The organism is Nostoc sp. (assembly GCF_036917415.1).
GTDB lineage: Bacteria > Cyanobacteriota > Cyanobacteriia > Cyanobacteriales > Nostocaceae > Nostoc.
In genome coordinates, this window is sequence record NZ_JBALDJ010000116.1 from 231,013 (window position 1) to 245,228 (window position 14,216).

The following is a 14,216-nucleotide window of genomic DNA, read 5'->3' on the forward strand; positions in this document are numbered from 1 at the left end:
CAAGCCCATGACCTTGGATAAACCTAATCAAGGTGCAACTTCCGAAGAATGTGCCGCCAGAGTAATGGACACAGTTCCATTAGTGATGCGGTTTATCCGAGCGGATATGCGTGCCCATAGTGCCGCCTTTTTATCTATACCTCAGTTGCGATCGCTGGCATTTATCAATCGCAATCCTGGTGCTTCATTATCTGATCTAGCAGAGCATTTAGGTGTCACCTCTGCCACGGCATCAGCAACCATAGAACGCTTGGTACAACGTGACTTTGTGAAACGCATCGCTCATCCTCAAGAGCGGCGGCGGGTGCTGCTCAATTTAACTGAAGATGGAAAACACCATCTCAAGCAATCCCAAGATCAAACTCGCGCTCATATTACTGACTTGCTGAAAGGTCTTACAGAAGACCAAATTTCCAACATTGAAGAAGGCTTAACTCTACTAAAAAATGTCTTCGAGAAAACAGAACTCAAAGCCCCATAACTTTGAGGTTGCACAACACGATCCCTTTGCAGCCTTTAAGTTTCGAGACTATCGGCTATTTACCATTGGACGGCTGGTGCTGTCCGTGGGGTCGCAAATGCAAACTGTAGCGATTGGCTGGGAACTCTATGAGCGGACTAACTCAGCGATCGCTTTAGGTGGTGTAGGACTGGCGCAAGTCTTACCAATGATTGCTCTCACCTTGATTACCGGAGATGTGGCCGATCGCCGCGATGCTGTGTTTTATTTTAACAGTACCGATTAAAGAGCAAAAAGCCATCCGCACAACTGAGCCAATCTCACTCAAAGCACTTGCAGCTGGTGCTAAATTTGTTTGGCAGAATCAGTTGATTTTAGCAGCGATTACATTAGATATGTTTGCTGTATTGTTGGGTGGTGCGTAGGCGTAGCCCGCCGTAGGCATCGCGCTCCTCCCGATCTTTGCCAAAGATATTTTACACGTAGGACCAGTGGAGTTGGGATATCTACAAGCAGCTCATTCCATCGGTGCTTTGACTATGGCCATTACCCTGGCGTATTTACCACCGTTACGTAAAGCTGGCCCAGCCTTATTGTGGTCAGTGGTTGGCTTTGGGGTTGTAACAATTATCTTTGGACTTTCTCGTTCCTTTTGGCTATCTATGTTGATGCTGATCCTTGGTGGCGCACTAGATAGTATTAGCGTTGTGATTCGCCATACATTAGTTCAAATCAGAACACCGGATCATTTGCGTGGTCGGGTTGCTGCTATTAATAGCGTGTTTATTAGTGCCTCGAATGAATTAGGGGGCTTTGAATCAGGATTAACTGCTGCTTTATTTGGCCCGATAATTTCTGTTGTGGGTGGTGGAATTGGCACAATTGTAGTAGTGATTGCTACAGCTATGATTTGGCCGGAAATTCGGAAGTTAGGGGCTTTGCAAGAATATAAATAGAAGTACCGATCTATTAGACATCAGATAATAAAAATCCCACCTCAGCAAGAGATAACAATCACAATGTTGTAGCTTTTACATGGGTGGGATTTTTGTTTATCGAAAGTTGCACATCGCGTAATCAAAAAGTAAACACAAAAGAACACTACTGTCACTAAATCGAAAAGTTTTCCAAAAGTCTTCCCAACCATTTATTCGATTCATTTTAGTTAGAGAACATCATTTACTGAAATCTTTATGGCTACTATTGTTACTCAAACTCAACTTCAAGAGTTGCATCCAGGCGATCGCACATATATTATGCTGCTAATTGGGATATAGAAGATTTTGACTAGCGACAAAATAGGCTGGAAACAACTCCTAGCAATGCGTTGTAGGAGTTCTTTTATCCGAAAATTTATTCCTCCAGGATTTTAGAGATTTTTTTACTTGCAGTTGTATACAAATGTTCTCAAGTAAGTTATTATTCTCATGATGATTTGATAGTAATTATAGTTAATAAGTTTATTCATGCTTTTTCCCTTTTTGATTATGTTCCGAGAGGGCGTTGAAGCTGCACTTGTCGTGGGTATCATTGCCAGTTATCTCAAGCAAACTGGTCGTACCCATTTGATGAAGTCAGTCTGGATCGGAATTGTACTAGCGACTTTTGTCTGTCTAGCAGCTGCGATCTTCTTGCAAATAACCAGTCAAGATTTTCCCCAACAAGAACAGGAATTATTTGCAGCTGTAATTTCCATCGTGGCGGTTGGGGTTCTCACCTGGATGGTTTTCTGGATGCGCCGTGCTGCTCGTTCGATTAAAGGTGAGTTACAGTCCCAAGTTGAAGCTGCTATTCAATCGGGTGATAAGGGAGGCATAGCACTAGTGGGAATGGCATTCTTTGCAGTACTGCGGGAAGGTCTGGAAACAGTAGTGTTTCTGCTGGCCACGTTTCAGCAAAATTTGGGAATTCAAGCTCCTGTGGGGGCATTGTTTGGATATGCAGCCGCAGTAGCCGTCGGTGTAGGCATCTATCAGGGTGGTATCCGCATCAACTTGAGGCGATTTTTTAAATGGACAGGAGCCTTCATTATCCTGGTTGCTGCTGGACTCTTAGCCAGTGGGGTGAGAGCCTTTCATGAAGCGGGAGTGTGGAATTCATTGCAAACAGTGGTATTTGATGCTAGTGGGATACTTCCCAATAACGGGTTTGTTGGTTCACTTTTGGCAGGATTTTTTGGCTACAACGATGCCCCTACTGTAAGTGAGGCGATCGTTTATTTTGGCTATCTAATTCCTACCATGCTGCTGTTCTTGTTAGGCGGTAACGCTAGACAGAAGACTACCGCAAGTCATTCCTAGCAACTTCAATAATTTTTAGGAAAATACAACAATGAAAAATTTTTTAAAGCACTCAACAATTATCTGTCTGATTGCCTTGACAGTAGCTGCCTGTGAATCTAATAAATCAAGTGATACTTCCGGAAGTAATTCTCCAGAAGCTAAAACTGTAGCTAACGATACCTCTGCTAACAATTCTGCTGAAACTGCTTTGACTGTGACAGATAAAGGTTGCGAACCCAATCAACTGACAGTAGCATCTGGGCAAAACAACTTTGTGATTACTAATAAAAGCAGCCAACCTCTGGAGTGGGAAATTTTGTCTGGAGTGAAAGTCGTAGAGGAACGAGAAAATATTGCTCCTGGCTTTGTTCAGAAAGTCAAAATTAATCTAGAACCAGGTGAGTATGATATGGGTTGCGGTTTACGCAGCAATCCCAAAGGGAAACTCAGTGTAAAAGCAGGAGTTGGAGATTCTCAAGCCAAGACGACCGTAGATCAAGGTAAATTAGTCGGTGCGATCGCAGAATATAAAGTCTACGTCACTAAAGAAACTGACCAACTGGTGGCAGACAACAAGACTTTCACGGATGCCGTGATTGCTGGCGACCTTGCTAAAGCTCAGAAACTCTATGCCTCTACCCATGTCCACTGGGAACGCGCAGAACCGATAGCTGAACTTTTCTCCGATCTCGATAAAACTATGGATTCTCGTGCTGATGACTTTGCCAAAAAAGAGGCCGATCCAGAATTCACTGGATACCATCGCATAGAGAAAGCTTTATTCCAGGACAAAACGACAAAAGGGATGAAACCCTTTGCCGAAAAGCTACAGAAAGATGGTCTGGAACTGCAAAAGCGCATTGCCACCTTGACCATTGAACCGAAAAATATGGTTGGCGGTGCTGCTGGCTTGATTGAAGAAGTGGCTGCTACCAAAATTTCTGGGGAAGAAGACCGCTACAGCCATACTGACCTCTGGGACTTCAGCGCTAATGTAGAGGGTTCCCAAAAGATTGTGGAGTTATTGCGCCCCGTTATCCAAAAAGCTAACCCAGATTTATTAACCCGTGTAGATAGCAATTTCACTAAAGTTAACCAAAAACTTGCTAAATACAAAACCCCTGATGGTGGTTTTGCTACCTACGACAAGGTGAGTGAAGCAGACAAGAAAGACATGAAAACAGCGATCGCTGCCCTTTCTGAAGATTTGTCTCAGTTACGCGGCACTCTGGGCGTTAACTAATTGATGCAGAATTCCTAGAGGAGTAAATTATGTCTATCACAAAGCAACCAAGTTTACGCATTACTCCCAAGCTCGGCCGTCGTGACTTGTTAATCGGCATGGCCGCAGCAGGTGGAATAGCAGCTTTGACGACTTTGGGTTATCGTACTCTTCTGGGATCGCCTCTTGACCCATCTGAAGAGGTCGTGCCGTTCTTTGGGCTTCACCAAGCAGGTATTCTTACCCCTACTCCGGCTGCTGGTTTGATGGTCGCATTTGATACAACTGCTACAAATAAAGCAGATTTAGTGCGGTTGTTCAAAACTTTAACTGAGCGCATCAAGTTTCTCATGGCAGGGGGAACACCCAAGCCGCGCGACCCCAAATTTCCCCCCAGTGATTCGGGGATTATGGGCCCGGAGATTGCTCCCAATAATCTGACAATTACCCTAGCTGTGGGTAACTCACTGTTCGATAACCGCTTTGGACTCGGCAACTTGAAACCCAAGCGGTTAGATACAATGCCCAATTTTCCCAATGACCAGCTTGACCCAGATTTATGTCATGGGGATATACTGTTGCAATTCTGTGCCAATACTGAGGAATCGAATCTCCACGCTTTACGCGACATCATTAAAAACTTGCCTGACTTGATAACTTTGCGTTGGCAAATAACGGGATTTCTGCCGCCGAATACCCACAAAAAACAAGGCAAATCTACGGTGCGTAACCTGCTTGGTTTTAAAGATGGTACGGCAAATCTAAATGCTAGTGACGACAAATTGATGAACCGGATTGTCTGGGTACAGCCAAATAATGGTGAACCCGCTTGGACAGTAGGAGGAAGCTATCAAGTGGTACGAGTGATCCGCAACTTAGTCGAACGCTGGGATCGTACACCACTACAGGAGCAAGAAACAATTATTGGGCGCAATAAAGATTCTGGTGCACCTTTGGGGATGAAGCACGAGAAAGATATTCCCAATTACGATCGAGATCCTACAGGTAAACAAATTCCTCTAGATGCTCATATCCGCCTTGCTAATCCACGTAAATCAGAGTCGAGTTTGATTCTGCGGCGTGGTTTCAATTATTCACGCGGGTTTGACAAATCTGGACAGTTAGATATGGGTTTGTTGTTTGTCTGTTTTCAAGCTGATTTAGAGAAAGGGTTTGTGACAGTGCAAAATCGTTTGAAAGGAGAACCTTTAGAGGAGTACATTCGCCCCATTGGTGGTGGATATTTCTTCGCTTTACCTGGTGTCAAAGCTAAAGGAGCTTATCTCGGTCAGTCATTACTAGAAGCATCAACAGTGTAGATTTACAGCAGTTTTCATTTGCATGAAGTACAAAACTACGGGTTTGAAGGCAGGAGGCAGGAGGCAGGAGGTAGAAACTCTTTATATCTGATGCGTGAGTCCTGGATTTTGTACCTTACTTACTTGCAAACTGCTGTATCTTTAATTTTTAATTTTTTGACGGTGGTTAGCAGGTTGTAATCACAAAGATTCTGCAAAAGCGATCGCGTCACTTGCAGATTTACCACCAGATAATTGCGCTAGTTCTTCCCAGCGAGTGGTTAAATTATCCAAGATAATAACTTTGACAACAGTACGCTGTTTGGCGTTGTCATTGTTGGCTTTTTTACCTTTACCTTATTCGGTGAATATTCGATAAAAGATTCTGACAATATAGAAGTATTTGCGGACTTGACTTTTGAGGGTAAAACCAGAGTAAAAGTCAATTTCCAAGGTGTGAGCATTCCTCTAGGCATCTGCGTCTTTTGATTGCATCCTAATTTCATTCTGTAGTTGCTCAATAGTCATTGTCGTACCATCACTGTTTTTCTTGGTGACTTCAAATGCTCCTGCAAGTCCTTCGCTGCTATACAGCATATCAATATCAATGTCAACTAAGCCAACTGTTTCGCCTTTTACTTTTACATTAACTGTTGCTTTACCCCAAGCTGCTGTACTAAACATAGTATTGAGTAAAACAGCTATTGCCATCTGAACTAAGATTATTTTGCCAAGGTTTAGTTAATATGCTTTCATTGAATTCTTTTGTCTTTTATAGCGCTATACAACAACTTATTTACTAAGCTCTCGAACCTCGTAGGTTGTTAGATTGAACCGCCATGATTTTGCAACCAAATTATTGTCGGGTAAAGAACGCTTGGTCTTTTGAGAGTCATAGAATCTTGAATCCGGGGAAAACTTACCTTCCTCAAGCGCTCTCAACTGCGAAAACTCCTGAATTTCCTGACACGTATCAAGGTTGAAAAGCTTCGCGCAAGCATACGCTGACCGAACGGGATTTCTCCGAGGGTAATTTTCATCGCTTGAGGGATATCCGCTAGCGAACCAAACTACTAGAAAGCAATCGTTTGGAGAAAAAAGAAAGTGAAAAGGTCCTGCCATTCGTCTCTTCAGTAGTTCACAGACTTGCGCCAACTCAGGATAGGCATACAAGGACACGCCATCTGGATACTTGTAAGTGAAGAATTTCGTTTCATCGTGGGAAAAGCCATAAATTCTCTGATTGAAACAAGCAATTTCTTGACCTGTAGCTAAATCCCAAAAAATAGCGTGGTCTTTTTGGCAAGCAGCAACAGTTCTACCACCATCTAGGAGAAATACTTCTCTAACTACAATCCCTTCATCCATTTGAAAGGTACGAATCACCTCAGAAGAAGTAATTTCTCTGATAGTTACTTGTCCTTGTCGATTGCCGCTAACTTGGTAGCCACCTGTTTGCACTACATTTACTTCATCAGACATAATTCCCTCGCTCTGCTGTAATAACTGAAATACTTATCATGTCAACAATAAGCATAACTAGGAATAAATAAACAAGTTATATATGCGATATTTATTGACATTTTATAGTCAGCGAAGGCAACTACAAATAAGCATGAGTGAAAGTGAAAAATGCTGATAGTTGAAGGCTAACCACTGCCAAGATTTAATAGTGCTAAATATGGCTAAAAGTGTTGCTACAGCTAATTAAAAAAATCAAGACCAATGTATCCTAATTTTGAGTATGTCATAACCCAATATTTACTAGATTGTTAAAACAAGTATCTACTGAATTAATACATAAAATTTTATCCGAAATTCATGAACTGCTAATGAAGTAAATGCACTCCAAAAAATGCCAGGGGTAGGACATCTCAAAACCTATAGGCTTTTACCTTAAATTGACACCAATGGGCAATGCTGTACTCTTACGAAAAAAAATTTATATGTAAGTAACTAAGCAAAATTAATTACACAATGTCATTGTCAAATTTGCTCCCCACGACGATGGTTAGCAGCTTGTAATAATAGAGACTCTGCAAAAGCGATCGCATCACTTGCAGATTTACCACCAGCTAATTGCGCTAGTTCTTCCCGGCGAGTAGTTAAATTATCCAAGATAATAACTCTGACAACGGTACGCTGTTCGGCGTTGTCATTGTTAGCTTTTTTACCTTTGCCTTGATTAATAGTTTGCTTATCTACGCGGAAATGCCGATCGGCCATTGCCGCAACTAAAGGTTGATGCGTAACACATAACACTTGGTTGCGTTGACTTAGCTGGTATAATTTTTCAGCGATCGCTTGGGCTACCCTTCCCGAAACTCCAACATCAATTTCATCAAATACCATTGTTCCAACCACGTCAACCTGAGAAAAACAAGCTTTCAGCGCCAGTAAAAAACGGCTCATTTCGCCACCAGAGGCAACTTCTGTTAAAGGTTGCAGTGGTTCTCCGGGGTTGGAACTAAACATAAAGGTAATTTTATCTGCTCCCATAGCAGTTGGGAAAGCTGGTAATATCTCAACCAGAAACTTCACCTTTTCCATCGCTAGGGGCTTGAGTTCAGCTATCAAACGTGATTCTAAATTAGCAGCCGCCTTACTCCGCAGTTGAGTTAACTGATTACTTGCTTGGGTGAGTTTCTCAAAACACGCCTTTTCTTGCTGTTCCAGATTTTCAATAGATTGTTCGCTGTCATTAAGTTGGGCTAATTCTGCTTGAATACTTTGGTAGTAAGCGATCGCTTCTGTAAGTGTCGGCCCATACTTGCGGCAAATTTGCTTTAACTCCCGAATTCGTTCTTCCACCTCTTCCAACCGTTGCGGATCGGCTTCCAAACCATCCCCATAGGCATTAATCTGCCTTCCCACTTCCATTACCGCAGCTTGCGCGTCCCGCACCAATTCCAACAGGTATTGCAGTTGGGTGTCGTATTCCACCATGTCATTTAATGTCGCCTCACTGTCTCCCAATAAATCTGCTGCGGCGGGAGTTTCACGATCGTTTTGATACAAAGCCTGATAAACTTTGTAACTCATTTGTTGCAAATCGACGACATGATTCAGGCGTTCCCGTTCTTGTCCCAACTGTTCCAATTCATTAGGCTCACTAAGATTAGCTGCTCCCAGTTCTTGCACTTGATAAGTCAGCAAGTCGAGTTGTTGCAACCGTTCCCGTTCTGATGTCCGACGTTTTTCTAGTGCTAAATGCGCCTGTTGGTAACTACTAAAGCTCGTGGCGACTTTGTGACGCTGCTGCATCAGAGAGTCGCCGCCATACAAATCTAACCAGTCGCGGACTTGGGCAGATTGTCCCACTTGTACCGTTTGACCTTGGGCGGTAATTTCCACCAAGCGATCGCGCATTCCTCCCATAATCTGGCGATTTACTAACACGCCATTCACCCGCGATCGACTCCGAACATTACTAGCAGTGGCTGTGATTTCTCGGCTAATGACTACGGAATTTTCATCAAGCAAATCTATTTCTTGTTCGGTCAACCAAGCCGCTAGGGGGGCGTTTGAGGTGAAAGTAGCTTCTACCATCGCCCGACTTGTCCCCGTGCGAATGACTCGACTAGAGACTTTACCGCCCAAAGCGGCATCAATGGCATCCAAGATAATAGATTTTCCAGCGCCGGTTTCACCTGTTAACACATTTAGTCCCGCGCCAAATTCCAATTCCAATTGGTCAATTAGGGCAAAGTTTTCTATTCGCAGGCAAAGCAACATCAAGCCAAATTCTCCATGAAGGCGGATGCCAGATACTTCTAACTTACAAGACAATAAATATGATCTTTCAGCAACTAGCAATACCTACTACTATTGAACTAGTATGCCCGTTTAAGTGTAGCAGACCTATTAGTACTAAGGAGTAGGTGGAGCAGGGAAAGATAAAAAAGAAATAACCAATGCCCAATGCCCCATTCCAAATTCCTAATTTCTAAACATATTGTTACAATACTTAATGTGATCGTTCTGACTGGTGGCTTTCTTCATGATTGTTAAGACACTTCCCCCTAGTTCCCGACCGATTCAGGAGGACAGTCGCAACGGCACAAATCGCCGAGGCGACGAACTGGACGTTATTGATGTAGTACCAGAAGATGGTACACCAAGCTTAGTTGTGCGCTCGCCAAGACTTTTAGCAGCTCAAAAAGTGAGGACAACAGCCCAACCTGAAACGCTTTACGATCCCGTGGGCATAGCGGCGCATTACCAAAATAGAAAAGTGCAAGTTTTACGGCGGATTTTTGCCGTATTGGGGCCGACTCTATCCTTTGTTTTTGGATTGTGGTCAGATAGTAAACGGGGAATTGTCGTCAAAAATGACCGCCGCCGAGCCACTCAGCTACGAGTATTGCTGACCCAATTAGGGCCTGCTTACATCAAAATTGGACAAGCTTTGTCCACCAGACCGGATCTAGTTCCTCCCGTATACCTAGAAGAATTAACTAAACTACAAGACCAATTACCGCCTTTTGCCAACGAAATTGCTTACCAGTTTATCAAAGAAGAATTAGGCGCACCTCCAGAAGAGGTTTATGCCGAACTCTCAGCCCAGCCCATTGCTGCGGCTTCATTGGGACAAGTGTATAAAGGTAAGCTAAAAACTGGTGAAGAAGTCGCCGTTAAAGTTCAACGCCCCGACTTAAGAGAGGGGATTACCATAGATTTGTATATCTTGCGTAACCTCGCCGCCTGGGTGCAAAAAAAGGTTAAACGGGTAAGAAGTGACTTAGTTGGGATTCTCGATGAATTAGGCGATCGCATTTTTGAAGAGATGGACTACATCCACGAAGGTGAAAATGCCGAGCGATTTTTTGAGTTATACGGTCATATAAAAGACGTATATATACCGAAAATTTACTGGGAATACACCAATCGTCGCGTCTTGACGATGGAGTGGATTAACGGCACTAAATTAACCCAAACAGAAGAAATTAGCGCCCAAGGCATAGATGCTCGTTACCTAATTGAAGTGGGTGTGCAGTGTTCCCTGCGCCAGCTGCTGGAACATGGATTTTTCCACGCCGATCCCCACCCTGGTAATTTGTTAGCGACAACCGATGGTAAATTAGCTTATCTCGACTTTGGGATGATGAGCGAGATTAAGCCACCACAGCGTTATGGTTTAATTGAAGCGATCGTCCACGTCGTCAACCGCGACTTTGAAGGATTAGCAAAAGACTACGTTAAGTTAGATTTCTTATCACCAGAAACCGATTTAACACCAATTATCCCAGCTTTTGCGAGAGTCTTTGCTGATGCCCAAGGAGCCAGCGTTGCCGAACTCAACATTAAAAGCATTACCGATGAACTATCAGCTTTGATGTATGAGTATCCTTTCCGCGTACCGCCCTACTACGCCTTAATTATTCGCTCCCTAGTGACGCTTGAAGGTATTGCAATATATATAGATCCAAACTTTAAAGTTCTCAGCGAAGCTTATCCCTACGTTTCTAAACGCCTGTTAACAGATCCAGCACCGCAATTAAGAGCATCATTGCAAGATTTATTATTTAAAGATGGTAGATTTCGCTGGAATCGCTTAGAAAACTTGTTAAAAAATGCGCGTAATAGTCAAGACTACGACTTTAATTTAGTGCTAAATCAGGGAATAGAATTTCTGTCATCTGAACGCGGTGCTTTTATTCGTGACAAACTAGTAGATGAATCTGTTAACGGACTCGATGCTTTAGGTAAAAATGTTTTGCATAACTTTACCTCCTTGTTGCGAGAACGAGTAGGATTGACAGCAGTTAATAAAACTCCAGCGGCTACAGTTGAGCAACAACAAACCTTGGAGCATATCAAACGTATATTAGGTATTCTCCGAGAAACAAGAGGCTTTGACCCAGTGCAACTTGCATCCCAAATTGCCCAGTTATTGGTAAATTCAGATGTACAACGTTTAGGTCAACAAATTGCCAACCGCTTCACACAGAAAGCTGTAGCCAGGTTAATTCGGCAATTATTGGCATCTTAGTAAAAATTATGAGTTAAAAACTTTATTTAACTCATAAACCATTCATACTAGCAACTATATAACCCAACTTTTCTAGCTTTTCTAAGACCTTAGTTGCACTTTGAGCAACGCTTTCCTGGTTAGTTTTGCATTCGACTTCAGGACAGAGTGGTATTTCATAAGGATCGTCAATACCAGTGAAGTGCTTAATTTCCCCTGCTCTTGCTTTTTTATATAACCCTTTTACGTCTCGTTGTTCACAAACTTCTAATGATGCGTTGACGTAAACTTCAATGAAAAATGGAGTAATTTGGCGCACTTCTTCCCGAATTGCACGGTACGGTGAAATAGCTGAAACCAATACAATCACATTATTTCTGGCAAGAAGTTGAGCTACAAAACCAATGCGCCGAATATTCTCCACTCGATCCTCTTTACTGAAACCCAATCCTTTGCATAGGTTTTGACGTACCGCATCACCATCCAGAACTTCAACCCTGTATCCTTGTATCCGCAGTTCCTTCTCCACGAATTGACAGATAGTAGTTTTACCTGCACCACTGAGACCAGTGAACCATACTGTCACACCACACTCTTGTTGTCTCATCCTACTTTCGTCGTACATTTTAAATGGCACATCAAAAAAGCTTTTTTAGGTAATTGTGGATCAAATAGTAATTTTATTTTTATAATCCTTTTTTAGCCGGAATTTCAGCCATTGCAAGGCAGCGCGTGTCAGCTTTGCTACTCTTACCTCTACTGATTTCGAGTGAAGGAATCGCATAATTATACGTATTTAGGCTAAATACTTAATACAAAAAATAGTGATTTATACGACAAGCTACACTTACGTATTTTCTGAACCCTAACAACGCAATTCGCCGCTATAGTAACAAAACTTGCCGATCCAGTTTTCAAATTATTGAAGTTTTAACTAATTTTTACATTCAGTATATATACAGTTTATTTTTTAATAAAATAGTCTTTATTATAACAGTAAATTACCAAATAAGATTTACCACCAGGACATTATAAAAAACTAAGTTCAAAATATCTGCAAAGTTATATCCAGTGCAGCTTTATGGCGGCACGACCCATTATCTGGGGGCGATTCCTTTATGTGCTGTTTCTGGTACAGGCTTGTTTATTGACAATGATGGCACGCCTAGTAGTCTGTGTCATTAATTCTGAGAGGTTCCTAGTGAGCGATTTATCGCTCAATTTCAAGGGTTTTAGTCCTGACTACAAACTTTCACAACTCATCAAAACTAATGACATCAATCAATACTATACTTTGGCATAAATTTGTTCACCTTTAACCAGTTGTTCTGAGCAACTTGTCTGCTTAATAAGGTGATAGCTGGATTTACGCCGTGCTTTACAGTTTGTACCAGTAATTTTCGGGGTTCGTAGTTGGTGATTTACCGCTCAATTTTAAGAGCTAAAGCGACTGAGTATATTTTGTATTTAACTAAGTCTAAAGTTCCTCAACAAAATTTGAAATTTAATTCAACTGATTTATGTTGTCCACTTTTCCCACTACTGCCCCAGAAGAGAATAACTTAATTCAATGTGATGCCGATCGGGGATTTATCTCCTGGCTGAGTCAAGCCCGAGGCTCAGTTGCCATCACCACCTACCAAGCCGGAAAACTAGCACTAGTAGGCTGGAATGGGGAACAGATAACCATGCTGTTACGCCAATTTTCCAAACCAATGGGATTGGCAGTGAATGGTTCACGACTGGCACTGGCTAGCCATCACGAAGTCTGTTTATTAGCCAATGCCCCCGCCTTAGCTTATGAGTTTTTAGAAGACCAGCCCGGACGCTACGATGCCCTCTACCTGCCACGGATGACATATTTTACAGGCGACCTTAATATTCACGACCTGGAATTTGGCAGAGAAGGGCTGTGGATTGTCAATACCCGCTTTTCGTGTCTTTCTGCCTTGAGTCCAGACTTTAGCTTTGTACCGCGCTGGCATCCCAAATTTATTTCTGAAGTAGTGCCAGAAGACCGTTGTCACCTTAATGGGTTAGCGATGGTGGATGGCAAACCCAAGTATGTAACTGCCCTTGGTGCGACAGATACCGTTGGAGGATGGCGACCAGGTAAAGCCAACGGTGGAGTCGTGGTGGAAGTAGAGAGCAATGAAATTATTTTAGATGGATTATCAATGCCCCATTCCCCAATTTGGCATGACGGGTTTTTGTGGTTACTCAACTCTGGTGCTGGGGAAGTATGGCGCATTCATCCAGAATCAGGAGACAAACAAGTAGTCTGTGTACTCCCTGGATTTCTGCGGGGGTTGTGCTGCGTGGGGTATTACGCCTTAGTCGGACTATGCCAGATTCGGGAACGGCATATTTTCGGAGGGTTGCCCATAACCCAACGCTTTGAGAAGTTGCTCTGTGGCGTGGCAGTCGTGGATTTGCGAAATGGACAGCAGATGGGGATGCTGAAGTTCACCGCAGGCTGTCAAGAACTTTATGATGTACAGTTTCTTGCTGGTGTACAGCGTCCGATGGTTTTGAATCAAGAACGAAAAGAAATCCGCCAAGCATTTACTGCACCAGAGTTGAATTATTGGCTGCGACCGAGTGCAGTGATTCCTAATGACTAAGGAATCTGTTTAATCAGAGCGTAATTGTTGAAATAAAATTTTTAGTTTTTAAGAGAGGTTTTTTCATGACTGAATTCCAAGTCAATACTTACACCACTGGCAATCAATCTAACTCCACAGTAGCGATAGATGCAGATGGGGACTTTGTCATTTCCTGGACTAGCAATGGTCAGGACGGGTCTGGCGATGGGATATATGCCCAACGCTACAACAGTGCTGGGGTAGCTCAAGGGAATGAATTTAAGGTTAATACCTACACCCCCAGCAATCAATCTAACTCCACAGTAGCGATAGATGCAGATGGGGACTTTGTCATTTCCTGGACTAGCAATGGTCAGGACGGGTCTGGCGATGGGATA

General features: G+C 42.9%; 12 protein-coding genes and 1 pseudogene. 9 read left to right on the top strand and 4 right to left on the bottom strand.

What is annotated here, in order from left to right:
- The first annotated feature begins 7 nt into the window (after positions 1-7).
- From V7K41_RS28350 to efeB, 5 genes and pseudogenes are all read left to right on the top strand, one after another.
- The gene (locus V7K41_RS28350) at positions 8-481 is read left to right on the top strand and encodes a MarR family winged helix-turn-helix transcriptional regulator (protein ID WP_334853648.1); all 474 of its coding nucleotides are present in this window, start codon (positions 8-10) and stop codon (positions 479-481) included.
- Positions 447-1,416, top strand: a pseudogene (locus tag V7K41_RS28355) (MFS transporter). Before V7K41_RS28350 ends, V7K41_RS28355 begins: the two are co-directional and overlap by 35 nt.
- A gap of 510 nt (positions 1,417-1,926) precedes the next feature.
- Complete coding sequence (gene efeU, locus V7K41_RS28360; protein ID WP_334853649.1) at positions 1,927-2,760, top strand: iron uptake transporter permease EfeU; 834 nt, start codon at positions 1,927-1,929, stop codon at positions 2,758-2,760.
- 31 nt (positions 2,761-2,791) lie between these two features.
- Complete coding sequence (gene efeO / locus V7K41_RS28365) at positions 2,792-3,985, top strand: iron uptake system protein EfeO (RefSeq protein WP_334853651.1); 1,194 nt, start codon at positions 2,792-2,794, stop codon at positions 3,983-3,985.
- Positions 3,986-4,014: 29 nt separating this feature from the next.
- On the top strand, positions 4,015-5,283 hold the full coding sequence (gene efeB / locus V7K41_RS28370) for an iron uptake transporter deferrochelatase/peroxidase subunit (protein ID WP_334853653.1): 1,269 nt from the start codon (positions 4,015-4,017) through the stop codon (positions 5,281-5,283).
- A gap of 447 nt (positions 5,284-5,730) precedes the next feature.
- On the opposite strand, the gene V7K41_RS28375 is transcribed toward efeB, so the two are convergent.
- The 3 genes from V7K41_RS28375 to recN form a co-directional block, all read right to left on the bottom strand.
- The gene (locus tag V7K41_RS28375; RefSeq protein ID WP_334853655.1) at positions 5,731-5,973 is read right to left on the bottom strand and encodes a hypothetical protein; all 243 of its coding nucleotides are present in this window, start codon (positions 5,971-5,973) and stop codon (positions 5,731-5,733) included.
- 81 nt (positions 5,974-6,054) lie between these two features.
- Entirely contained in the window at positions 6,055-6,744 is a 690-nt protein-coding gene (locus V7K41_RS28380; RefSeq protein ID WP_334853657.1) for a hypothetical protein, read from the bottom strand.
- Positions 6,745-7,248: 504 nt separating this feature from the next.
- The gene (gene recN, locus V7K41_RS28385) at positions 7,249-8,997 is read right to left on the bottom strand and encodes a DNA repair protein RecN (RefSeq protein ID WP_334853677.1); all 1,749 of its coding nucleotides are present in this window, start codon (positions 8,995-8,997) and stop codon (positions 7,249-7,251) included.
- 265 nt (positions 8,998-9,262) lie between these two features.
- On the opposite strand from recN, the gene V7K41_RS28390 reads away from it, so the two are divergent.
- Positions 9,263-11,254 (top strand): ABC1 kinase family protein, encoded by a 1,992-nt coding sequence (locus V7K41_RS28390; RefSeq protein WP_334853658.1) that lies wholly within the window; start codon positions 9,263-9,265, stop codon positions 11,252-11,254.
- 31 nt (positions 11,255-11,285) lie between these two features.
- Here the strand turns inward: V7K41_RS28390 and cysC are convergent, their stop codons facing one another.
- Positions 11,286-11,858, bottom strand: a complete 573-nt coding sequence (cysC, locus tag V7K41_RS28395; protein ID WP_334853660.1) for an adenylyl-sulfate kinase — start codon at positions 11,856-11,858, stop codon at positions 11,286-11,288.
- 456 nt (positions 11,859-12,314) lie between these two features.
- On the opposite strand from cysC, the gene V7K41_RS28400 reads away from it, so the two are divergent.
- The 3 genes from V7K41_RS28400 to V7K41_RS28410 all read left to right on the top strand — a co-directional run.
- Positions 12,315-12,536, top strand: a complete 222-nt coding sequence (locus V7K41_RS28400) for a hypothetical protein (protein ID WP_334853661.1) — start codon at positions 12,315-12,317, stop codon at positions 12,534-12,536.
- Between the two features lie 217 nt (positions 12,537-12,753).
- Positions 12,754-13,857 (top strand): TIGR03032 family protein, encoded by a 1,104-nt coding sequence (locus V7K41_RS28405; protein WP_334853663.1) that lies wholly within the window; start codon positions 12,754-12,756, stop codon positions 13,855-13,857.
- Positions 13,858-13,922: 65 nt separating this feature from the next.
- A partial coding sequence (locus V7K41_RS28410) for a hypothetical protein (protein WP_334853665.1) occupies positions 13,923-14,216 on the top strand: 294 nt, incomplete at its 3' end.